Source organism: Pseudomonas sp. UFMG81, assembly GCF_015354575.1.
Lineage (GTDB): Bacteria > Pseudomonadota > Gammaproteobacteria > Pseudomonadales > Pseudomonadaceae > Aquipseudomonas.
The window spans coordinates 1-23,439 of sequence record NZ_JACAFQ010000009.1; the positions used below are offsets into that span (position 1 = coordinate 1).

The 23,439-nt window shown below is 64.6% G+C and carries 18 protein-coding genes; 5 read left to right on the plus strand and 13 right to left on the minus strand.

Annotated features, from left to right (window positions below):
* Positions 1-802: 802 nt before the first annotated feature.
* The gene (locus tag IX761_RS09110) at positions 803-2,422 is read right to left on the minus strand and encodes an FMN-binding glutamate synthase family protein (RefSeq protein WP_194789270.1); all 1,620 of its coding nucleotides are present in this window, start codon (positions 2,420-2,422) and stop codon (positions 803-805) included.
* A gap of 180 nt (positions 2,423-2,602) precedes the next feature.
* Here IX761_RS09110 and IX761_RS09115 point away from each other — a divergent pair, with 180 nt between their 5' ends.
* Positions 2,603-2,860, plus strand: coding sequence for a type B 50S ribosomal protein L31 (locus IX761_RS09115; RefSeq protein WP_194789271.1), 258 nt, complete (start codon positions 2,603-2,605; stop codon positions 2,858-2,860).
* Between the two features lie 107 nt (positions 2,861-2,967).
* Positions 2,968-3,381 (plus strand): NUDIX hydrolase, encoded by a 414-nt coding sequence (locus tag IX761_RS09120; protein ID WP_194789272.1) that lies wholly within the window; start codon positions 2,968-2,970, stop codon positions 3,379-3,381.
* Here IX761_RS09120 and metR read toward each other — a convergent pair.
* Positions 3,365-4,282: a transcriptional regulator MetR gene (gene metR / locus IX761_RS09125; RefSeq protein ID WP_194789273.1), complete on the minus strand. Its 918-nt coding sequence runs from the start codon at positions 4,280-4,282 to the stop codon at positions 3,365-3,367. The genes IX761_RS09120 and metR overlap by 17 nt on opposite strands.
* 197 nt (positions 4,283-4,479) lie before the next feature.
* Between metR and IX761_RS09130 the strand changes: the two genes are divergently transcribed.
* Positions 4,480-5,472 (plus strand): alpha/beta fold hydrolase, encoded by a 993-nt coding sequence (locus tag IX761_RS09130; RefSeq protein WP_194789274.1) that lies wholly within the window; start codon positions 4,480-4,482, stop codon positions 5,470-5,472.
* Positions 5,473-5,638: 166 nt separating this feature from the next.
* Here the strand turns inward: IX761_RS09130 and IX761_RS09135 are convergent, their stop codons facing one another.
* The 7 genes from IX761_RS09135 to IX761_RS09165 all read right to left on the minus strand — a co-directional run bounded on the left by IX761_RS09135 (position 5,639) and on the right by IX761_RS09165 (position 12,500).
* Positions 5,639-5,974 carry a GlpM family protein gene (locus IX761_RS09135; RefSeq protein ID WP_194789275.1) on the minus strand — a complete coding sequence of 112 codons (336 nt, stop codon included), beginning with the start codon at positions 5,972-5,974 and terminating at the stop codon, positions 5,639-5,641.
* A gap of 27 nt (positions 5,975-6,001) precedes the next feature.
* On the minus strand, positions 6,002-7,330 hold the full coding sequence (locus IX761_RS09140) for a sigma-54-dependent transcriptional regulator (RefSeq protein ID WP_194789276.1): 1,329 nt from the start codon (positions 7,328-7,330) through the stop codon (positions 6,002-6,004).
* Positions 7,327-9,225, minus strand: coding sequence for a sensor histidine kinase (locus IX761_RS09145; protein ID WP_194789277.1), 1,899 nt, complete (start codon positions 9,223-9,225; stop codon positions 7,327-7,329). Before IX761_RS09145 ends, IX761_RS09140 begins: the two co-directional genes overlap by 4 nt.
* Before the next feature lie 60 nt (positions 9,226-9,285).
* A complete protein-coding gene (locus tag IX761_RS09150) occupies positions 9,286-10,020 on the minus strand; it encodes an amino acid ABC transporter ATP-binding protein (RefSeq protein WP_038706667.1) in 735 nt (244 codons plus the stop codon).
* Positions 10,017-10,688 (minus strand): amino acid ABC transporter permease, encoded by a 672-nt coding sequence (locus IX761_RS09155; protein WP_194789278.1) that lies wholly within the window; start codon positions 10,686-10,688, stop codon positions 10,017-10,019. The genes IX761_RS09150 and IX761_RS09155 overlap by 4 nt, the downstream gene beginning before the upstream one ends.
* On the minus strand, positions 10,689-11,435 hold the full coding sequence (locus tag IX761_RS09160) for an amino acid ABC transporter permease (protein WP_194789279.1): 747 nt from the start codon (positions 11,433-11,435) through the stop codon (positions 10,689-10,691).
* A gap of 147 nt (positions 11,436-11,582) precedes the next feature.
* Positions 11,583-12,500, minus strand: coding sequence for a glutamate/aspartate ABC transporter substrate-binding protein (locus IX761_RS09165; RefSeq protein WP_194789280.1), 918 nt, complete (start codon positions 12,498-12,500; stop codon positions 11,583-11,585).
* A 334-nt stretch (positions 12,501-12,834) separates the two neighbouring features.
* Between IX761_RS09165 and IX761_RS09170 the strand changes: the two genes are divergently transcribed.
* Complete coding sequence (locus IX761_RS09170) at positions 12,835-17,130, plus strand: NEL-type E3 ubiquitin ligase domain-containing protein (protein ID WP_194789281.1); 4,296 nt, start codon at positions 12,835-12,837, stop codon at positions 17,128-17,130.
* A 22-nt stretch (positions 17,131-17,152) separates the two neighbouring features.
* On the opposite strand, the gene glpD is transcribed toward IX761_RS09170, so the two are convergent.
* From glpD to IX761_RS09190, 4 genes are all read right to left on the minus strand, one after another.
* Positions 17,153-18,673, minus strand: coding sequence for a glycerol-3-phosphate dehydrogenase (gene glpD, locus IX761_RS09175; protein ID WP_194789282.1), 1,521 nt, complete (start codon positions 18,671-18,673; stop codon positions 17,153-17,155).
* 503 nt (positions 18,674-19,176) lie between these two features.
* On the minus strand, positions 19,177-19,932 hold the full coding sequence (gene glpR / locus IX761_RS09180; RefSeq protein ID WP_194789283.1) for a DNA-binding transcriptional repressor GlpR: 756 nt from the start codon (positions 19,930-19,932) through the stop codon (positions 19,177-19,179).
* Positions 19,933-20,089: 157 nt separating this feature from the next.
* Positions 20,090-21,589, minus strand: coding sequence for a glycerol kinase GlpK (gene glpK / locus IX761_RS09185; protein ID WP_194789284.1), 1,500 nt, complete (start codon positions 21,587-21,589; stop codon positions 20,090-20,092).
* A gap of 66 nt (positions 21,590-21,655) precedes the next feature.
* Positions 21,656-22,507, minus strand: a complete 852-nt coding sequence (locus IX761_RS09190; RefSeq protein ID WP_194789285.1) for an MIP/aquaporin family protein — start codon at positions 22,505-22,507, stop codon at positions 21,656-21,658.
* Between the two features lie 305 nt (positions 22,508-22,812).
* Here IX761_RS09190 and ybaK point away from each other — a divergent pair, with 305 nt between their 5' ends.
* Complete coding sequence (gene ybaK, locus IX761_RS09195; protein ID WP_194789286.1) at positions 22,813-23,283, plus strand: Cys-tRNA(Pro) deacylase; 471 nt, start codon at positions 22,813-22,815, stop codon at positions 23,281-23,283.
* Positions 23,284-23,439 lie beyond the last annotated feature (156 nt).

Here is a 23,439-nt window from a genome sequence, read left to right on the forward strand (position 1 = left end):
GAAATGGGGTGGGTCGGGGACGATTTTTTTCATGGTGATACTCCAGTGCGTGACGGGAGCCGCCATCTCGATCTTTCTCACGGATGAAGGTGGCAGCCGTACGCGGGGTGAGAAACCGGTGCACTGAAGCCGGCCAGACCGAAGTCTGCCCGCGCATGGCTGCCATGAAGCGAAAGCCTTTGGCAGTGCAGGTCGGGTTCTCACACCCGGTCACCCAATGTGGTGACCCGGTGAAGTTAGCCCTGAGGGATTTCCCCGACAATGCAGCAACTTCCGGCAGGTGCGTAGGATAGTTCCCAAGCCTTCTGGGCTGAAGCATTTGGTTGCAGGTTCGGAAATGTCTTACGGGGTGGGTGGGATGCGTTTGGAGGTCCTGGCTTGCTATCGCGTCAGGGCGACCAGGTGCTTGCCGGTGTTCTTGCATCGCTCTTGAGATCGAGCGCCGCCCGCGCGGCGCATCGCTGGCAAGCCAGCTCCCACATTTGTTTCGGGCCAGTTACTCCTGGCCCATCTCCACTGTCCGCCCTGTTTGTACGACGCGGTTTTTGCATGGGCGCTACCGCCGCCCCACATGACTCAAGACATGCACCAAGGCGGACAGTGGAGACCTTACAGGATGGATTGGCCCGAAACAGATGTGGGAGCTGGCTTGCCAGCGATGCGCCGCGCGGGCGGCGCTCGATCTCAAGAGCGATGCAAAAGCACCGGCAAGCACCTGGTAGCCCTCACCCAACACTCCGCCAAACACCTGGTCGCCTTTACCCAATCATCTTGAAAAATCTATCCAGCGCCTCCGCCCCCCTCAAGCCGCCACCTCACTGTGCGGCTCAAAACTATCCGCCCGCGCCAACTGCCACATCCGCGAATAAAACTGCCCATTCACCTCACCGGTCAGTAACTCCCCCGGCTTGAGGAACACATGCATCTGCGAGAACAACTTGATCTCGGTCGCTGAAATCCGCCGCACCAGGTGCTTGGCCTCCAGCTGCGCCGGGTGCTCAAGCCCTGCCGCCGCCAACATCTCGGCCAGTGCACGCAAGGTGTTGTGGTGGAAATTGAGCACCCGCTGGGCCTTGTCCGGCACCACCAGCGCGCGCTGGCGCAGGGCATCCTGGGTGGCCACGCCCGTCGGGCACTTGTTGGTGTGGCAGCTCTGCGACTGGATGCAACCAATGGCGAACATGAACCCGCGCGCCGAGTTGGCCCAGTCGGCGCCAATGGCCAGCACGCTGGCGATATCGAAGGCGCTGACGATCTTGCCGCTGGCACCCAGCTTGATCTTGTCACGCAGGTTCAAGCCCACCAGGGTGTTGTGCACGAACAGCAGGCCCTCGCGCAGCGGTACGCCGATATGGTCGGTGAACTCCACCGGCGCTGCGCCGGTGCCGCCTTCCTTGCCATCGACCACGATGAAGTCGGGGAGGATACCGGTCTCCAGCATGGCCTTGGCGATGCCCATGAACTCCCACGGGTGGCCCAGGCAGAACTTGAAGCCCACCGGCTTGCCGCCCGACAGCTCACGCAATTGGGCGATGAACTGCATCATCTCGATGGGGGTGGAGAAGGCGCTGTGGCGCGACGGCGAAATGCAGTCCTCGCCCATCAGCACGCCCCGGGTCTCGGCGATTTCCTGGGTGACCTTGTGCTTGGGCAGGATGCCGCCGTGGCCGGGCTTGGCGCCCTGGCTCATCTTGATTTCGATCATCCGCACCTGCGGGTTCTGCGCCTGGGCGGCGAAGCGCTCGGGGTCGAAACGGCCGTCAGGGGTGCGGCAGCCGAAATAGCCGCTGCCCAGTTCCCAGGTCAGGTCGCCGCCGTGCTCGCGGTGGTAGGGGCTGATGCTGCCTTCGCCGGTGTCGTGGGCGAAGTTGCCGAGCTTGGCACCTTTGTTCAGGGCGCGGATGGCGTTGGCACTGAGCGAGCCGAAGCTCATGGCCGAAATATTGAAGATCGACGCCGAGTACGGCTGGGTGCACTGCGGGCCGCCCACGGTGACGCGGAAACTCGCTGGGTCGGCCAATGGCGCCGGGCGCATGGAATGGCCAATGAATTCGAAGCCCGACTCGTACACATCGATCAAGGTGCCGAAGGGTTTGTCCGAGGCTTCGTTCTTGGCCCGGGCGTAGACCAGCGAGCGCTGGGCGCGGGAGAAGGGCAGGGCGTCGCTGTCGGCTTCCAGCAGGTACTGGCGGATCTCTGGGCGGATGCCTTCGACCAGGTAGCGGATGTTGCCGAGGATCGGGTAGTTGCGCCGCACCGCGTGGCGCTGCTGCAGCAGGTCGAACACGCCGATCAGGCTGAGCACGCCGGTGGTGAGCGTGAACGGCCACAACCAGTCGTGTTCGAGGAACGGCAGGCTGGCGAGGGTGAACAGCACGCAGGCGGCGAAGAAGGCGTAGCGACTGAGAAGTGACAGGCTCATACGGGGTCCTTGCGAATGGCTCGGTCAGGCTCAGGGCCTGGGGCGAACCCCGACCATAGCCCGGTTGTGCGGCCCGTGGCCAGCCTGGGGCGGCGCGGGAAAAATGAAAAAATGGGTATCGAAAATCATTCGCGATAATGTATGTTATAAAGTATCAAATTGATCACCAGGAGTTCCCTCATGAAAGCAGGCATTCACCCCGCCTATCGCCCCGTGCTGTTCCACGACACCGCCGCCGATGTGTTTTTCCTGATCGGCTCGACGGTCGAGACCGACCGCACCCAGCAGCACAGCGATGGCCAGACCTACCCCTACGTGGCGCTGGATGTGTCCAGCGCCTCGCACCCGGTGTATACCGGGCAGCAGCGCAAGACCACGGTGGAAGGGCGGGTGGCCGGGTTCAACAAGCGCTTTGCCGGCTTCCAGGCCAAGCGCTGAACGCTGTAGGAGCGGCCTTGCCGGGGCGCTCCTACAGGTGACGTGCAAGCTTCAGGGTGAGGCCCGATCAGGTATCCTGCGCCCTTTGTTAAGCCAAAGGCCGCCCCATGCCCAACACTATCCACATCGCTGCCGCCCTGCTGCTCGACCCGCAAGGCCGAACCCTGCTGGTGCGCAAGCGCGGCACCCTGGCGTTCATGCAGCCGGGTGGCAAGATCGATGCGGGGGAATCACCGGCGCAGGCGCTGGCGCGCGAGCTGCACGAGGAACTGGGGTTGCACATCGACCCGGCGCAGGCCACGCACCTGGGCTGTTTCAGCGCCCCGGCCGCCAATGAACCGGGCTTCGTGGTCAAGGCCGAGCTGTTTCGCGTCGACAGCGCCGAGGCCGTAGCCCCGGCTGCGGAAATCGAGGAAGTGGTGTGGCTGGCCGCCAGCGAAACGCCAGGCCTGAACCTGGCGCCGCTGACTCGCGACCTGATCCTGCCGCTGTGGCGCGAAGGCCTCAACGCACCGCGCTGACCCCGTCGAGGGTGGCGAACGAGGTGTCCTTGGCGGTCAGCAGGAAATCGCGCATGTACGGTGCATCGAGCATGTCGGTGCGCACCGCCGCGTAGAGCGTGGCGAACAGGCCTTTCTCACCCAGGCGCTTACCCTTCACGTAGCCACGCGAACTGTATTCGTGCAGCGCCCAGTGCGGCATGCCGCACACGCCACGGCCGCTGGCCACCAGTTGCATCATCATCACCGTCAGCTCCGAGGTGCGCACGGCCGCCGGCTCGATGTCGGCCGGTTCCAGGAAGCGGGTGAAGATGTCCAGGCGGTCGCGCTCCACCGGGTAGGTGATCAGGGTCTGGTCGAGCAGGTCCTGGGGCACCATGTAGGGTTTGCTGGCCAGCGGGTGCTGGTTGGCCACGGCGAGCATGGCTTCGTAGGTGAACAGCGGCACGTAGGTGATGCCGGCCAAATCCACCGGGTCGGAGGTCACCACCAGGTCGAGGTCGCCACGGGCCAGGGCCGGCAGCGGGGCGAAGGCGAAGCCCGAGGCCAGGTCCAGTTCCACTTCCGGCCAGGCGTCGCGGAATTGGTCGATGGTCGGCATCAGCCACTGGAAGCAGCTGTGGCATTCGATGGCCATGTGCAGGCGCCCGGCGGTGCCGCCGGCCAGGCGCGCAATGTCGCGTTCGGCGCCGCGCAGCAGCGGCAATGTGGCGTCAGCCAGTTGCAGCAGGCGCAGGCCGGCGCTGGTGAAGCGGATCGGCTTGGTCTTGCGCACGAACAGCGCCAAGCCCAGGCGCTCTTCGAGCTCCTTGAACTGGTGCGACAGCGCCGACTGCGTCAGGTGCAGGCGCTCGGCGGCCTCCACCAGGCTGTCGGCCTCGCGCAGGGCATGAAGGGTTTTCAGGTGGCGGATTTCCAGCACAGCGGCTCCGTGAACAAATCTTGGGGGGAAACGGGATGGCGTTGAGTTTCCCTCATGTTGCCTGGGGCTGTCGACTGCACCGTGGCAATGACCGCCTGGCAAGGTTCACGAAACTGTCACGGTTTTGTGGCAGCGCGCTCGAATGGATTTCATCAGACTCGCGCTCTACTGGGGATCTGCATTCTGGTGTTTCTTTCATGCGGGCATTTTTGTTTTTTTTATTGTTGATCAGCGCCTCGGCAGGTTTTGCCGATGATCGCTGCAACCCTCGGGTGCCTGTGCAACGGGCCGAGCTGGGTGAGCTGAGCCTGGTCTACCAGAGCGTCGGTGCGCCGCGCGATCCGGCGTTGTTGCTGGTCATGGGCCTGGGCGGGCAGCTGATCCACTGGCCGGACGACGTGGTCGAGGCGCTGTGCCGCCAGGGCTTTCGGGTGATCCGCTACGACAACCGCGATGTCGGCCTGTCGCGCTGGAACCAGCTGCCGGGTTCGGCCAACCTGACCGTCGAGGTGATGCGCTACAAGTTGGGCCTGCCGGTCTCGGCGCCCTACACCTTGACCGACATGGCCGGTGACGGCCTGGCCCTGATGGATGAGCTGCAGATCCGGCAGTTCCATGTGCTGGGGGTGAGCATGGGGGGGATGATCGCCCAGCACATCGCGGCCATGGCGCCGCAGCGGGTACGCAGCCTGACGCTGGTGATGTCCAGTTCGGGGGCGGCCGGTTTGCCGGCGCCGAATCCGGCGCTGGTGCAGTTGCTGGCGCGGCGCGATGCGCCCAACCGTGCAGTGGCGATCGAGCAGCAGGCTGACTTGCTGGCGGCGTTGGGCAGCCCACAGGTGGCGGATGACCGCGCGGCATTGCTCAAGCAGGCAGAGCAGTCCTACGACCGGGCGTTCAACCCCGAAGGCGTGCAGCGCCAGATCATGGCGATCCTTGCCGAACCGAGCCGGGTGGCGCTGTTGAATCAGCTGCGGGTGCCGACGCTGGTGGTGCATGGCACCGCCGACCCGTTGTTGCCGGTGATGCATGGGGTGCACCTGGCGGCGCATATCCAGGGCAGCGAATTGCGGCTGATCCCGGGGTTGGCGCATCGCTTCCAGGAGCCGTTCAAGCAGCCGTTGTTGGGCGCGGTACTGCCATACCTGCAATCGCATCGGCAGGATGTGACGCATATCGCCGGGCTTTGAGGGGCATGACCTGGTTGCATGGCCCTTGTAGGAGCGGCCTTGTGCCGCGAAAGGGCTGCAAAGCAGCCCCGGCGATTTTTGTTTCGACGCTGAAATCTGGGGCCGCTCCGCGACCCATTCGCGGCACAAGGCCGCTCCTACAGGGATCGCGCGAAGCAGGCGTCTGTCAGTGCATCCGCACCCACACACTCACCAGCACCGTCGCCGCCATCAGCCACGCCACCGTGGCCAGCGCCAGCGATGTCTCCAGGCGCATGCGGTCGACCAGCACATACAAGGTCGCCAGGTACACGAAGTACGGAATGATCGACCACATCCCGAACAGGATGGTGGTCTTCAGGTCGTCGATGCCGCGGCCCTTGCCGACGATGTAGTGGGCGATGAGGGCGAAGGTGGGGAACAGCGGCACCAACCCTGCAATGTAGTAGTTGCGGGTCTTCGACAGGATGGCCAGCAGCACCACCACGCCGGCGCCCAGGGCTGCCTTGAATACCAGGTCCACGTTGTTTTTCCAGGATGAGGTTGACGATCAGCCGAGGCCGTATTTCTTCACTTTGTCGAACAGCGTGGTCTTGGCCATGCCCAGTTCCTGGCTGGCCTGGCTGAGGTTGCCACCGGTGCGTTGCAGCGCTTCGCCGAGCAGGTTGCGCTCGAACGCTTCCACCGCCTCGGCGAAGCCCAGGCCCTGGCTGACACCGCCGCTGGGGCCTTTCTTGAAGGCCGGCAGGCCCAGCGCATGGCGCTCGGCGACGTTGCGCAGCTCGCGCACGTTGCCCGGCCAGTCGTGGGCCATCAGTTGCGACAGGGTCTGGCTGTCGAGCTCCGGCGCCTCGCGGTCGAAGCGTAGCGCCGACTGCTGCAGGAAGTGTTCGAACAGTTGCAGGATATCCTCGCGGCGCTCGCGCAGTGGCGGCAGCTCAAGCGTGACCACGTTGAGCCGGTAGTACAGGTCGCTGCGGAACTGGCCGCTCTGGCCCAGGGTGTCGAGGTCGGCCTTGGTGGCGGCGATCACCCGGCAGTCCACCGGGATGCTCTGGTTCGAACCGAGGCGCTCCAGGGTGCGCTCCTGCAACACGCGCAGCAGCTTGATCTGCAGGTTGATCGGCATGCTTTCCACTTCGTCGAGGAACAGCGTGCCGCCGTTGGCGTGTTCGATCTTGCCGATGCGGCGTTTGCCGGCGCCGGTGAAGGCGTTGGCCTCGTGGCCGAAGATCTCGCTTTCGAACAGGTTCTCCGGCAGGCCGCCGCAGTTCAGTGCCACGAACGGCTGGCCCTGGCGTCGGCTGAAGTCGTGCAGGCAGCGGGCGACCAGCTCCTTGCCGGTGCCGGTTTCGCCTTCGATCAGCACATTGGCCGAGGTGTCGGCGACGTTGGCGATCAGTTCGCGCAGCTGCTCCATGGCCGGCGAGCGGCCGATGATGCGGCCCTCCAGGCTGCTCTGCTCGACCAGCTGGCGGCGCAGGGCGACCACCTCGCGGGACAGCCCGCGCTGCTCCAGTGCGCGGCGCACCACGTCGACCAGGCGCTCGGGCGAGAAGGGCTTTTCCATGAAGTCGTAGGCGCCATTGCGCATGGCGCCGACGGCCATGTCGATATCGCCATGGCCGGTGATCAGCACCACGGGCAGGCTGCGGTCACGGGCCTTGAGGCGGTTGAGCAGTTCCAGGCCATCGATGCCGGGCAGGCGGATGTCGCTGACGACGATGCCGGCGAAGTCATCGCCGATGCGCTCCAGCGCCTGCTCGGCGCTGCCGACGCCTTCGCAGGCAATGTCTTCCAGGGCCAGCGCCTGCTGGCAGCCGAGCAGCACATGCGGGTCGTCTTCGACGATCAGGACGGTGAGGGGCGCTTGGGTCATGAGGGTTCTACCGTTTCGCTGGGGGCATTGGCCAGGGGCAGGGCGAGGACGAACGCGGTACCGCCACCGGCGGGGTGTTCGACGCTCAGGGTGCCCTTGGCGGCGGTGGCCAGGCTGGCCGACAAGGTCAGGCCCAGGCCCAGGCCATGCTCGCCCGGTTTGGTGGTGAAGAAGGGTTCGAACAGGTGCTTGCGGGCTTCGGGGTCGATCCCGTGACCGTTGTCGCGCACCCGCAGGCGATATTTGTCGCCCTGGGCTTCGCCTTCCAGCCACAACTGCGGCAGCGCCTGGGTGGCCATGGCGTCGAGGGCGTTGCCGATCAGGTTGACCAGGATCTGCTCCAGGCGGGTCTGGTCGATGGCCAGCAACTGGTCGTCGAACTGGCGGTGCAACTGGCAGGCATTCATGCGATTACCCAGCACCTGCAGGGTCGCCTCGACGGCCTTGTCCAGCGAGGCCTGGCCGCGGTCGTCGCCGCGCCGGGCGAACGAGCGCAGGCTGGCGGTGATACGGCCCATGCGGTCTATCAGGTCGTTCATGGTGCGCAGGTTGGCGCTGGCGGTTTCCAGCGCACCGCGTTCGAGGAAGCGCACGGTATTGCCCGACAGCGTGCGCAGTGCCGCCAGCGGCTGGTTGAGTTCGTGGGCGATGCTGGTGGACATCTGGCCGATGGCCGCCAGCTTGCCGGCCTGCACCAGCTCGTCCTGGGCCTGACGCAGGGTTTGTTCGGCGTGGCGCCGCTCACGGATCTGGCCTTTGAGCCTTTCGTTGCTGGCGCGCAGATCGGCGGTGCGCTCAGTGATCTTGCGCTCAAGCTGGCTGTTGGCTTCTTCCAGCGCCTCGCGGGCGGCCAGGCGAGTGGCGATCACCTTGCGCCGTTCGTTCCAGGCGATGGCCAGGATCGTCAGCAGGGCGAAGGCAACGCCGACCAGGATGCCTTGCACCATCGATTCACGGCGCAGGTCCTGCAACGGGGTGAGCAAGGTGAAATGCCAGGGGGTGTCGGCCAGGCGCCGGGTCTGGGCCAGGTAGGCCACCTCGCGCTGTTTGCCCTTGTCGGTCTCGCTGTTGGCCGGGAAGGTGAGTTTCTCCACGCCGTCGGCGAGGGTTTCGCGGGCCAGCGGTTGCAGCTCGTTGAGCGGCCACCAGTAGTACTGCAGGCTGCGCGCCAGGCGCTCCTTGATCTGCGGGTTGAGCGGGCGCACCGACTTCAGGCGCCGGGCCGGGTCGCTGGAGAGGATGATGATGCCGTTCTCGTCGCTGACGAAGGCCTCCAGGCGGGCGCGCTGCCAGCGCTCTTCCAGGGTGTCGAGGCGCACCTTGATCACCGCCACGCCGATGATCTTGCCGTGCTCCTCCAGGCCGTGGGCCAGGTAGTAGCCGGCCTCGCCGGTGGTGCTGCCGATGCCGTAGAAGCGCCCCGGCTCACCGCGCACGGCGGTCTGGAAGTAGGCGCGGAAGGCCAGGTCCTCGCCCAGGAACGAGTCGGCATCGCGCCAGTTGCTGGTGGCTTGTACCCGGCCGTTGGTGTCGAGGACGAAGATCGCCCGGCTGCGGCTGCGCCGGTTTAGGCCTTCGAGGTATTCGTTGACGGCCTGGCGGTCACCGGCGTCGGGGTCGGTGAGCAGGCGCGAGACGCTGTCTTCCAGCTCCAGCAGGCTGGGCAGGTAGGTGTACTTGCTGATTTCGCTCTCGACCGTGCGCGCGTGCAGTTCCAGCGCGCGCTCGCCGCTCTCGCTGAGGGTGCGGATACCGTTGCTCTCGCTGATCATGTAGCCGGCCAGCCCTAAGCCGACCATCAGCAGGATGACCAGGGGCGGTAGCAGCAGTTGGCGGATCAGGCGGGATTTCACGGCGGGCTGGGCAGGGCGAAGAAGCGAAGGGTCGCATTTCATCACAGTGGCCTTGTCACCACCAGCGTCCGCTGCCGACAGGGCAGCGGACGCGGGGCGCAATCAGTGCTGCAGGATCTTGCTGAGGAAGTGCTGGGTGCGCTCGTGGCGGCCTTCGGGGTTGCCGAAGAAGTCTTCCTTCTGGCAGTCCTCGATGATGTTGCCCTTGTCCATGAAGATCACCCGGTTGGCGACCTTGCGCGCGAAGCCCATCTCGTGGGTGACGCACATCATGGTCATGCCTTCGTGGGCCAGTTCGACCATCACGTCCAGTACTTCGTTGACCATTTCCGGGTCCAGCGCCGAGGTGGGTTCGTCGAACAGCATTACGATCGGGTCCATCGACAGGGCGCGGGCGATGGCCACGCGCTGCTGCTGGCCGCCGGACAGCTGGCCAGGGTGCTTCTTGGCGTGGGCGCCCAGGCCGACGCGGTCGAGCAGGGCCAGGCCTTTCTTGGTGGCCTCGGCCTCGCTGCGGCCGAGCACCTTGCGCTGGGCGATGGTCAGGTTCTCGGTGATCGACAGGTGCGGGAACAGCTCGAAATGCTGGAACACCATGCCAACCCGCGAGCGCAGCTTGGGCAGGTTGGTCTTGGGGTCGGCGATGGAGGTGCCGTCGACCACGATGTCGCCCTTCTGGAACGGTTCCAGCGCGTTGACGCACTTGATCAGCGTGGACTTGCCCGAGCCCGACGGGCCGCAGACCACCACCACTTCACCTTTCTTGACCTCGGTGCTGCAGTCGGTCAGCACCTGGAAGTCCCCGTACCACTTGTTGACGTTCTTGATGGAAATCATACGGTGATCCTTTTTTGCAGGCGCTTGACCAGCCAGGAAGCGGAGAAGCTGATGAGGAAGTAGACGACACCGGCGAAGATCAGGAACTCATGGGAGCGCCCGATGATGTCGCCGTTGGAGCGCGCCGAGTTGAGGAAGTCGATCAGGCCCACGGTGTACACCAGCGAGGTGTCCTGGAACAGGATGATGCTCTGCTGCAGCAGCAGCGGGGTCATCTTGCGGAACGCCTGGGGCAGGATGATCAGGCGCATGCACTGGCCGTAGCTCATGCCCAGCGCCTGGGCGGCGCCCATCTGGCCCTTGGAGATCGACTGCACGCCGGCACGCACGATTTCGCAGAAGTAGGCCGCCTCGAACATCATGAAGGCCACGACGCAGGAGGTGAACGCGCCCACCGGGGTGTCTTCGCCGGTGATCCAGCGCAGCACGAAGGGCACCGCCAGGTAGAACCAGGTGATCACCAGCAGCAGCGGGATGGAGCGGAAGTAGTTGACGTAGGCGCCGGCGAAGTTCGCCAGCAGCTTGCTCGACGACAGGCGCATCAGGGCGAGGATCGTGCCCAGCGCGATACCGCCGACGACGCCCATGACCATCAATTGCAGGGTCAGCACCATGCCGTCCCACAGGGCAGGCAGGGCCGGGATGATTTCGCTGAAATCCATGTCCATTTACTTGCCCCCCACGGAGATCAGGCCAGGTACCGCAACTTTCTTCTCGACCATGCGCATGAGCAGCATCAGGCCCATGTTCAGGGTGAAGTAGATCAGCGTGGCGAGGGTGAACGCCTCGAACAGGTTGGCGGAGAATTCGGCAGTCTGCTTGGTCTGCGCCAGCAGCTCCATCAGGCCGATCAAGGAGGCCACCGAGGAGTTCTTGAACACGTTCAAAAATTCCGAGGTGAGCGGCGGAATGATGATCCGGTAGGCCTGGGGCAGCAGCACGTTCATGTAGATCTGCGGCAGGCTGAAGCCCATCGCCCGGCCGGCCGCTTCCTGGCCGCGGGGCAGTGCCTGGATACCGGTGCGCACTTGTTCGCAGACACGGGCGGCGGTGAACAGGCCGAGGCAGATGACCACGCTGATCAGCGCCGAGGTGGTCGGGTTGAGGTCCTGCTTGAACCACTCCTGCAGGCCTTCGGGCAGCAGGTCGGGTACCAGGAAGTACCAGATGAACAGCTGCACCAGCAGCGGCACGTTGCGGAACAGCTCGACGTAGGCGGTGGCGATCCCTGACACCAGGCGGTTAGGTACGGTGCGCATCACGCCGAGCAGCGAGCCCAGCAGCAAGGCGATGATCCAGGCAGAGATGGCGATGGCGATGGTCCAGCCCAGGCCGGTGATATACCAGTCCAGATAGGTTTCGCTGCCCACGCCGGTGGACTTGAAGAACACGCCCCAGTCCCAGTTGTAATTCATCGGGATTTCCCCTCAGACGGTTGTTTCACGGGCACCTTGATACATCCGGGGGCGTTCGACGCCCTCGGATGTAAAGGTTAGACACTAAAAAGTGGCCTGTCGGATCGAAACGTGCGCGTTGCGCACCAGGCCACTAGTTGCCTGGGATCAGGACTTCTTCTCGTCCGCGGCCTTGTCGGTCGGCTCGGCGATCAGCTTCTTCAGCTCGTCGCTCATCGGGAAGTTCAGGTTCAGGCCTTTCGGTGGGATCGGCTGCTGGAACCACTTGTCGTAGCTCTTGTTGACTTCACCCGACTTGAAGTAGGCAACGATGGCGTCGTCGACCGCTTTCTTGAAGGCCGGGTCGTCCTTGCGCACCATGCAGCCGTAGATTTCGTACGACTGCGGGGTGCCGGTGATGACCCAGTCGGCTGGCTTCTTGGCCTTGGCCATTTCACCGGCCAGCAGGGCGTCGTCCATCATGAAGGCCACGGCGCGGCCGCTTTCGAGCATGTTGAAGGCTTCACCGTGGTCTTTGGCCGAGATCACGTTCATCTTCATCTGCTTGTCGGCGTTCATCGCCTTGAGGATGCGCTCGGAGGTGGTACCGGCGGTGGTCACCACGTTCTTGCCGGCCAGGTCGGCGAAGTCTTTATACGATGGCTGGCCGTCTTTGACCTTGGTCAGCAGGCGAGTGCCGACTTCGAAGATGCCCACCGAGAAACCGACCTGCTGCTGGCGCTCGACGTTGTTGGTGGTGGAGCCGCACTCAAGGTCGACGGTGCCGTTCTGCACCAGCGGGATGCGGGTTTGCGAGGTGACCAGGTTGTACTTGACCTTGATGTCGGTGCCCAGTTGCTTTTTCAGGGCGTCGACCACAGCGATCTGGATGTCGTGGGAGAAGCCCACGGGTTCCGGCTTGCCGGCGAGGTAGGAGAACGGGATGGAGGAGTCGCGGTGGCCCAGGGTGATGGTGCCGGAGTCCTTGATCTTCTTCAGGGTGCCGGTCAGCTCTTCGGCCATGACGGGCGATGCGATGACAGCGGCCGCGATAGCGGCGCCCAGCAATTGACGAACGATGCGCATCAAAATTTCCTCGACGTGTTTGTTTTTTTTATGGAGCCGTTGGCGGACTCTTTCGTTCAACGAATACCGCATTGAAGCGGGTGCATTCGGCTACCAAGTGTAGAGCATGAGTCGTGCCAAGCCCTGACATTGATCATAACGGCGCGAAAACACGGGGGATTAATCTTTTTTGACGGTATTGGCAGTTGATGTTTCGTGCGGTATTCCGAATGAATGGCTGCACCTCGTTCGGAAAACCGAATGAATGCCTGCTGGCTGTGGTAGCGGGTTAACGACGGTCAGGGTTTGCGCTGTGGTGTGCTGCTGGTCCTTTGTATTCCAGGAGCTCACACCAATGGCGAACATACCCATCCCATATGATTCGATCGATGCTTTCATTGCCAGCCACCTGCCGGCCTGGATGCACGGTGCCAGCGCTGATCGGCTGACCGCCCTGCGCCGAGCGCTGCAACGCGAACAAGACAGCGCGGCCGATGTTGCGCGCCTGCTCGAAGGGTTGCCCGCGCTGGATGCCTTTGCCGCGCGGTTGCTCGAGCCTGCGTTGCAGGCTGCCGGAGCAGGCGGTGTGGCTGTGCGCCACAGTTGGGTGCACATCGCCCGTGACGTCGAATTGCCGACCGCAGCGCCCAACCTGCCCGCGCCGCGTCACACCTTCCATTCCCGCCAGAGCCTGCTGGGCGCCGCGCTGCACAACTACCATGAAGACGAGACCCGTCCCTCGATCTTTCGCCGCGCACACCTGGCCGATGCCCTGGGCAACAGGCTGCCGCTTGGCTTCGAGGACTTCACCAGGCTGGTGCGCCGGTTGGATATTGGCGGCCAGTACCAGCGGCTGTTGAACGCGCGATTGCTGACTGGGTCGGCGACGCAGCGATTGGCGGAAAATCTCGCGGCGCAGTTCGAGGTGGCCGTGCGCGTGGCCACCTTGCGCGGTGAGCTGGACGAGGCCAGTTACCTGCAACTGTTGCCGTTGATGGCGTCGATCCCGGTAGTGCCCGCAGTGCCAGGGCAAGTCACGGCACGCCAGTTGTATCTGTTGGGCAAGCCGGTGCGGGGCGTGCTGACGTTGGAGTTGGCCAAGGCGCAGGGCGCACCGCCGGAGGGTGTGATCCTGTGGCTTCCCGGCGATGATCAGCAACCGCTCAGCCGGCACGAGTCGTGGGCCGCGTTGTACCTGGCACTGGCGCAACGCCTGAGGCGCGGTGCATTTAGCAGCTGGTTCAGGCGCTTCATCGCCGCGCGCGACCTGCCGGCATTCGTCACAGGCCTAAAGCGCTTGCTGAGCACGACGGAACCGGGCAAGCCACTGGAGCTCGATGGCCGGCATCTGCCGGTCACTGATCCTGTTTTCGCTTATCTGGGCAGCCAGCAGCGCGACAAGTGGCTGGATGACGCCCGGGTGTGGGCGGTGCCAACCGGTGATGAAGACCAGGCTGACCGCCACGAACGGTTGCAGGCTTCCCTTGCCGCCGGCCTGGACTTGCTGGCGCTGGCCGGCACGTTCGTACCCCTGTTGGGGGAGGTGATGTTGGTGGTGACCGCGGTGCAGATTGGCGAGCAACTCTACGAGGGGTACGAGGACTGGCAGCGCGGCGATCGCCAGGGGGCGCTCGATCACGTGTTCGAGGTGGCGCGCAGCCTGGCCGTCGGCGTGGTGGTGGGCAAGGCCGGTAGCGAGGCACTGCGGCTTACCCGTCGCGTGCCCTTCGTCGACGAGCTGGTACCGCTGCACGCCGAAGGCGGCACGCTGAAGCTGGCGCATGCTGACCTCAAGGACTATCGGGTGCATGACCCGGACACCGCGCTGGGGCATCAGGCCTTCGTGGCGGGCGGGTGGCGCCTGCGCCTGCCGGACGGCAGTTATCACGTGGCGCGCCAGCCCGCGACCGAAACCTGGCGCATCCATCATCCGTTGCGCAGCACGGCACAGGCACTCAGGCTCGAACACAATGGCAGTGGCGGCTGGCGCCATGAACTGGAGAGTCCGCAACAGTGGCAGGGAGCGGGCCTGTTGCTGCGTCGCCTGAGTCGGCGCCTGGCCGCCGTTTCCGATGACGGCGCGGAGCAATTGCTGCAGATTACCGGTTTCGACGAAGCGCAGCTGCGCCGCCTGCACCTGGAGAACGCCGAAGCGCCGGTGCGGCTGCTGGACGCTTTCGAGCGGCATACGCTGCACCTGCAGTTCCCGGCGTTGCGCGGCGAGGCATTCGAAGGCTACCTCGCTGAACACGAGGTGGTTGCCAGCCCGGCGGCCGCCTTGTTGCGGCGTGACTTCCCGGGTTTAAGCGTGAACGCGGCCGAGGTGCTGGTCGGTGAGCTGGACAGTGTGACGCGCGAGAACATGCTGGCGCAGGGCAGGTTGCCCTTGGCGCTGGGGGAGCGTGCCCGCTGGCACTTGCACGATACGCGGGTGGACCGTGCCTTTGCGGGTTTGCAGTTGGCGCAGGCGGTGACCGCCGATACCGAGCGGCTCGCCTTGGCGCTGCTGGGGCGGATGGCGCCCTGGCCTGAGACGGTGCGGGTGGAGCTGCGCGAAGGCAATGCTGCTGGCATGCTCCTGGCGGAGCAGGGCAGCGAGTCGGCCAGCGAAGTGCGATGCATCGTCAGGGAGCGAGCGGGGTATCGCCTCGACCAGGGGGCGACGGCCCAACCTTCGCAAGCGACGGACAGCCTCACGAAGGTCTTGATGAGGTGCCTGGACGATACGCAGAAAGGACAGTTGGGCGACCCGTCGCTGGACGAAAGGGGGCTGGCGCAATCCCTGGCCAGGCGGGCAAGCAGCGATCGGCGGCAGGCTGCGGTGCTGATCGGCATGGTGCCGATTGGTCGCGGCCTGCGCCCGCCCCGCAGGTTCGCCGATGGCCGAGTGGGTTACCCCCTGAGCGGGCGCGGGGAGAGCAGCCGCCAGGCGATTCGCCGGGGCATTGCGCAAGTCTTCCCAACCCTGAGCAGCCTGCAACTGGAGGCTTATATGCTGGAGCTGATGAACCGCGGCGTGAGCCTGTGGGATCATTACAGCCTCTTGCAGCAGCACCTTGGGGCGTTGCGCCAGGATCTGCGCACCTGGCGTGATGCGGGCAGTGGGCCGCTGGTGTATCTGCGTCGACAACGCGTGATCAATCTGATCCGGCGCAGTTGGCGGCGCAAGCTGACCAATGCCGGTGGCGATTTTGTCCTGGAAATCGACGGTGAACGGGTAGGAAGCCTCCCGCCTTTGCCAGCCGGTGTGGACTTTTCTCATATCCGCCGCCTGGCCCTGCGCAACATGGACCTGGCACAGGTGGACGCCGATTTTCTCGGACGCTTCGGTAACCTGGTCGAGCTCGACCTGCGCGATAACCGGCTGGGCGCCATCCCGCCTGGTATCGAGCGGTTGACCCAACTGCGGCAGTTGCACTTGTCTGGCAACCAGATTGTCCTCGATGACGCCGGCGATGCCCGGCTGGCCCCCTTGACCCGGCTGCATACCCTGGACCTGAGCCACAACCCACTCGGCCAGGCGCCAACGGTAAATGGTCTACGGCACCTGCGCAGGCTGCTGCTGCGGGCAACCAGCCTCGAGGCGGTGCCGGACCCGGTGCGACGGTCGTCGTGGCGGGGTATCACCGACCTGCGCGACAACAGCATTCGCCATTTGCGCGAGGAACTGCACAGTTTGCGTTTGCGCCTGCAACGCTTGAGCTTGCATGACAACCCGTTCGACGAGGCCAGTGAACAATTGCTGCAGCAGGCGGCGCCAGGCCACCCAGGGGCTCATGGGGCGGCCGACACTGCCGTGCGCGAATTGTGGCTGGGTAGCCAACGCGGCGCTGAGCGGGCCCGTCACGAGGCGTTGTGGGAAAGCTTGCAGGCGCAGACCGACGCCGACGATCTGTTCCGTTTTCTGGGCGACTTCGCCCAGAGCGAAGACTTTGCCGAATACCCCGAGCATTACCAGCACCGTGTATGGCGCATGCTCGAGGCATGTGAGCAACATGAGCCCTTGCGCATGGCCTTGTTCGCCGAGGCCGGTGGGCCGCGCACGTGCGAGGATCGCCTGTTGCTGACCTTGAGCCAGTTGGAACTGGCGGTGCTGGTCGAACAGACCACCTTCGAAGGGCCTGGCAGCCTGGTGGAGCGGCGCCTGGTGAGTCTCGGTCGGGCATTGTTTCGACTGGATGAGCTCGATCGTTTCGCCACCCTGCATATCCAGGACTTGGGGCGCAGGGAGATCGCATTGATCGATGAGATCGAGATTCGGTTGTTTTTCCGGATCCGCCTGAGTGGGGCGCTGCAGCTTCCCGAGCAGCCGGCGGACATGCATTACGAGAGTTTTGCCAGTGTCACCAGCAGTGATCTCAAACGGGCCCGGGCAGCGGTACTGGCCGCGGAAAATACGGACGTGCTGGTCGATTCCCTGGCTCAGCGGCCGTTCTGGCAGCACTATGCTCGGCAACGTCATGCCGAGCGCTTCGAAGCCCTGGCCGAACCCTTCCACCTGCGCCTGGAAGCGCTCGAGGCGTCGGTGGATGAGACCGGTGAACACTATTACCTGGAACAGAGCAACGCGCTGATGGGTGAGCTCCAACGCGACGAGCGCGCGCTCTTGCTCACCCTCGCCCGCGAGGCCCATGAGCGTGAGTCCGCCTGAGCCTGTTGAGTGGGGTGGGAGTTCAGGCCGCGCGCTGTCGCTCGGCCTGTGCCAGGTAGTCGCTCAAGGCCTGTTGCTCCGCTGCGCTGGTGAACAGGCCGAGCTTGGTGCGGCGCCAGAGGATGTCGTCGGCACTGACCGCCCATTCCTGGCTGCACAGGTAATCGACTTCGCGGGTGAACAAGCCGCCACCGATGGCCTGGCCCAGGTCCTCGGGGCCCTCCACACCGTCAAGCAGGCGCCAGACACGGCTGCCATAGGTTACCGCCCAGCGCTTGGCGATATCGACCGGCAGCCAGCCATGGCGCGCCAGCAGGGCATCGACCAGGGCCTGCACGCTGGTCATGTTTTCACCGCCCGGCAGTGGCGCATCGGCGGTCCAGCTGCCGCGCATCTGGGTGAAGAATGGCTTGAGTTCGGTCATCGCCGACTCGGCCAGCTTGCGGTAGGTGGTGAGCTTGCCGCCGAACACCGACAGCAGCGGCGCATCGCCATTGCCTGCGGACAGCGCCAGGGTGTAGTCGCGGGTCACCGCTGACGGGTTGTCCGACTCGTCGTTGCACAATGGGCGCACGCCGGAGTAGGTGTGCAGGATGTCGGCGCGGCCCAGCTGGTGGTTGAAGTGTTCGTTGACCACCTTGAGCAGGTAGTCGGTTTCCTGTTCGGTGATCGCCACCTGGGCCGGGTCGCCGTTGTACTCGCGGTCGGTGGTGCCGATCAGGGTGAAACGGTCCAGGTACGGGATGCAGAAGACGATGCGCTGGTCTTCGTTCTGCAGGATGTAGGCATGTTCGCCTTCGTACAGGCGCGGCACGATCAGGTGGCTGCCCTGGATCAGGCGGATGCCGTAGGGGGCGTCGAGCTTGAGGTCATCCTTGATGAAGCTGGCGACCCATGGGCCGGCAGCGTTGACCAGGGCGCGGGCGCGGATGGTCTGCAGGCTGCCGTCGGCGTGCTGCAACTCGACCTGCCACAGGCCGTCCACCCGTTCTGCGCGCAGGCAGCGAGTGCGGGTGTGGATATGCGCGCCCTTTTCGCGGGCTGCCATGGCGTTGGTCACCACCAGGCGAGCATCGTCGACAGCGCAGTCGGCGTATTCGAAACCGCGGGTGATGGCGGGCTTGAGCGGGTAGCCCGGGCCGAAGCGCAGGCTGCGCGAGGCACCCAGGCGTTTGCGCTTGCCCAGGTGGTCGTAGAGGAACAGGCCGGCGCGGATCATCCAGGTTGGGCGCAGGTGCGGGCGGTGCGGCAGCACGAAGCGCATGGGCTTGACGATGTGCGGTGCCTTGGCCAGCAGCACTTCGCGCTCGGCGAGGGCTTCGCGCACCAGGCGGAATTCGTAATGTTCGAGGTAGCGCAGGCCGCCGTGGATCAGCTTGCTGCTGGCCGAGGAGGTGTGGCGGGCGAGGTCGTCCTTTTCACAGAGGAACACCTTCAGGCCGCGCCCGGCGGCATCCGCCGCGATGCCCACGCCATTGATGCCGCCGCCGATCACGGCGAGGTCGTAGCAGTCGAGGGGTTGGGGCGAAACGGGCTGGGACACGGCAAGGCCTCCTGGGCTGTTCATATCGAATATGAACATGAATGTTCGTTTGCGAAAATACTAGCGCAATGAACAGGCAGCCGCCAGCGGGTCTTTATAGAAAAAACTGATCAGATGACAATTAAATGAACATTTTCGAAAAGGCGGGGTGATCGGTTTGAATACTGCAGTGTCGCTGAGATCGAGCGCCGCCCGCGTGGCGCATCGCGGGCAAGCCCGCTCCCACATCTGTTTCGGGCCAATTATGCCTGTGAAGGTACCACCGCCCGCCTTGGTGCATGCCTCAAGTCAGGCGAGGCGTCAGTGGCGCCCACCTCAGTACCGCGTCGTATAAACAAGGCGTACAGCGATGAAGTCACAGGAGTGACTGGCCCGAAACAAATGTGGGAGCGGGCTTGCCCGCGATGCGCCGCGCGGGCGGCGCTCGATCTTGAGAGCGCTGCACATCTGTCGCCATGCACCTGGTGGCCCACATGCAATCGCAAGACAGGCCCCTGCCAGCCTCAAACCACCTCGAGGCGGATCTTGTACTGATTGAGCAGTTGGGTGAGGGCGGGGGTTGGGGCCTGGTCGGTAACCAGGCAATCGATCAGGCTGATCGAACCCAGGCGCACCATGGCATTGCGGCCGAACTTGCTGGAGTCGGCGGCGAGGATCACCTGGCGGGCGTTGGCGATGATCGCCTGCGACACGCGCACTTCCTGGTAGTCGAAATCCAGCAGGCTACCGTCCTCGTCGATGCCGCTGATACCCACCACGGCGAAGTCGACCTTGAACTGGCTAATGAAGTCGACGCTGGCCTGGCCCACCACGCCACCGTCGCGGCGCACCGTGCCGCCGGCGATCAGCACTTCGAAATCGTCCTTGGCGCCGAGGATCGCCGCCACGTGCAGGTTGTTGGTGATGATCTTCAGGTGGTTGTGGTTGAGCAGGGCGCGGGCGATCGATTCGGTGGTGGTGCCGATGTTGATGAACAGCGAGGCATGGTCGGGGATCTGCCGGGCCACTGCTTCGGCGATGCGTTGCTTTTCGTCGCGCATCTGGTCGGCGCGCATGGCGTAGGCGGTGTTCTCGATACTCGAGTCGTAGGCCGCGCCGCCGTGGTAGCGGCGCAACAGGTTGGCCTCGGCGAGCTGGTTGATATCGCGGCGGATGGTCTGCGGGGTGACGACGAACAGCTGCGCCATTTCCTCGATGCTGACATAGCCGCGTTCGCGGACCAGCTCGAGGATTTGTTGTTGGCGTGGAGGCAGATTCATGGGCGGTCCTTGGGGGCAGCCGGACAAATTCTGCAATGATGCCGTAGGAAGGGGAGTAGGACCAGCTTGGGTTTTTCTGCAGGCCGCCATCGCGGGGCAAGCCCGCTCCCACAGCTGAACCCGTGGGAGCGGGCTTGCCCCGCGATGGCGGCTTCAATCAGGCGTCGTGGTCTTCCCAATCGCGGGTACGGTCCACAGCCTTGCGCCAGCCCTTGTACAGCTTCTCTTTGGCCGCCTCGTCCAGCTGTGGGCTGAACTCGCGCTCGATGATCGCCTTGTCGCGCAGTTCGTCCAGGCCGCTCCAGAAACCGCAGGCCAGGCCCGCCAGGTAAGCGGCGCCCAGCGCCGTGGTTTCGCGCATTTTCGGGCGCTCGACGCAGGTGCCGAGGATGTCGGCCTGGAACTGCATGAGGAAGTTGTTGGCCACCGCGCCGCCGTCCACCCGCAGTTCGCTCAGGCGCTGGCCGCAATCCTGTTGCATGGCGTCGAGCACGTCGCGGGTCTGGTAGGCGATCGATTCCAGCGCGGCGCGAATGATGTGGTCGACCTTGACCCCACGGGTCAGACCGAACAGGGCGCCACGGGCATAGGGGTCCCAATACGGCGCACCCAGGCCGGTAAAGGCGGGCACCAGGTACACGCCGTTGCTGTCCTTGACCTTGCTGGCAAAGTACTCGGTGTCGTAGGCGTCGTTGACGATCTTCAGCTCGTCACGCAGCCACTGCACGGTGGAGCCGCCGTTGAATACCGCGCCTTCCAGGGCATAGGCCACTTCACCGCGCGGGCCGCAGGCGATGGTGGTGAGCAGGCCGTGGGACGAGGTGACCGCCTTGTCGCCGGTGTTCATCAGCAGGAAGCAGCCGGTGCCGTAGGTGTTCTTGGCCTGGCCGGGCTCTACGCACATCTGGCCGAACAGCGCCGACTGCTGGTCGCCGGCGATACCGGCGATGGCGATGCCGCTCTTGGTGTGGCCGTAGACCTCGGACGAAGGGCGTACTTCGGGCAGCATCTGGCGCGGGATGCCGAGGATGTCCAGCAGCTTCTGGTCCCACTGCAGGGTGTGGATGTTGAACATCAGGGTGCGCGAGGCGTTGGTGTAGTCGGTGACATGCACCTTGCCACCGGAGAATTTCCAGATCAGCCAGCTGTCGATGGTGCCGAACAGCAGCTCGCCGCGCTCGGCGCGTTCGCGGGCACCGTCGACGTTGTCGAGGATCCACTTGAGCTTGGTGCCGGAGAAGTACGGGTCGGTGACCAGGCCGGTGGCTTCGCGGATGTACTGCTCGTGGCCGTCACGCTTGAGCTGGGCGCAGATCTCGGTGCTGCGGCGGCACTGCCAGACGATGGCGTTGTACACCGGGCGGCCGGTTTCCTTGTCCCACACCACGGTGGTTTCACGCTGGTTGGTGATGCCGATGGCGGCCACCTGGGCGTGGCTGATGCCCGCCTGGGCCAGGGCTTCGACCATGGTCGCGCTCTGGGTGGCGAAGATTTCCATCGGGTCGTGCTCGACCCAGCCGGCCTGCGGGTAGTGCTGGGCGAATTCGCGTTGCGAGGTGCCGACGACGTTGGCGTCGCGGTCGAAGATGATGGCCCGAGAACTGGTGGTGCCCTGGTCGAGGGCGATGATGTAGTTCTTATCCAGGGTGTCTGTCATGTCGATGGCCTTGCACGAAATAGGAGTAGGTCAGGGCGTGGCGGGCGAAATCGCCCGGCGCTGGCGTCAGGAAACCTGGGCATCACCCTGGGGATTATCGTCTGTCTGTGGCTTCTCGGCTTGCGCTGTCGGCAGGTTGCGGGCAATCAGGCCGCGGTACAAGGCTGCACCAAGGCTCGCGCCGAGAATCGGTGCGAACACCGGTACCAGGAAATAGGGAATGTCACGCCCACCGGTGAAGGCGATGTCGCCCCAGCCAGCGAGGAAGGTCATCAGCTTGGGCCCGAAATCTCGCGCCGGGTTCATCGCAAAGCCGGTCAGTGGGCCCATGGCGCTGCCGATCACGGCGATCAGCAGGCCGATCAGCAGGGGGGCGGTGGCGCCGCGGGGCAGGCCGTTGTTGTCGTCGGTCAGGGCCATGATCACCGCCATGAGGATGGCAGTGATGATCACTTCGACCAGGAACGCCTGGCCGGTGGACAGCGACGGGTGCGGGTAGGTGGAGAACACCGATGCCAGCTCCAGGCTGGCCTGGCTGCCGCGCAACATGGCGTGGGCTTGTTCGAAATCGAAGAACAGGTTGCTGTACAGCGTGTAAACGAGCGCGGCGCCGCAGAACGCGCCGCACACCTGGGCGAGGATGTAGAAGGGCAGTTTGCGCTTGTCGAAGCCGGCGAACAGGGTGAGGGCGATGCTAACTGCCGGGTTCAGGTGCGCGCCGGAAACGCCGGCGGTGAGGTAGATCGCCATGCTCACGCCGACCCCCCAGATGATGCTGATTTCCCACAGGCCAAAGCTGGCGCCGGCGACCTTGAGCGCGGCGACACAACCTGTGCCGAAGAAGATGAGCAGGGCGGTGCCGAGGAACTCGGCCATGCATTGGGCGGATAGCGTCGGTTGGCGTAGAGCAGTCGTCATGTATGACCTCGGTTCTTGTTGTTGTGAGGCGCTGGGCGCTCGACAGCAAAGAGCCCGGGGTCAATCCCCATTGACGCCGGGCGGGTACAGGTAGTGCACTCTAAAAGTGCACCGTTTATTCAGAAACGAAAAAATATAGACAAGAAACGCTGATGTCAAAGGTCGAAAATGAACGCGTGGTCACAATCTGACAGCCAGGCCTGGGTTCGAATCGCCAGCCGCTGCTCTGGCGCGGGGGCTGTGCTGGCTGGCGTAGGGGATTTGCCCTACAGTAGCCGCCGAAACGTGATCGACTGGAGCCCCGCATGACCCCCGCCCTGGACCTGCTGAAGAAGGCGCGCGCCGAGCACCGCGTGCACAGTTACGAACATGATCCCAAGACCGCCTCTTACGGCCTGGAGGCAGCGGAAAAGCTTGGGCTTGACCCGTTGCGGGTGTTCAAGACGCTGCTGGCCAGTAGCGAGAAGGGTGAACTGCTGGTGGCCGTCGTGCCCGTGGTCGGCACCCTTGACCTGAAGGCGTTGGCCCATGCGGCGGGGGTGAAGAAATGCGAGATGGCCGACCCGCAGGCGGCCCAGCGGGCCACGGGATACCTGGTGGGCGGCATCAGCCCGCTGGGGCAGAAGAAGCGCCTGCGCACCTTTATCGACCAGTCCGCGCAACACCATGAAACTATTCATGTGAGTGCCGGACGGCGTGGCCTGGAAGTGGAGTTGGCTGCGGCGGTACTGGCAGAGCACACCAAGGGCCAGTTCGCGCAGATCGGCCGCGGATGATTCGAGCTGGGGCTCTGTAGGAGCGGCCTTGTGCCGCGAAAGGGCCGCAGAGCGGCCCCGGCGATCTTGGGTGTACTCGAGATCCTGGGGGCGCTGCGCACCCCTTTCGCGACACAAGGCCGCTCCTACAGAAGACCTCTGCAAGACAGTTACTCC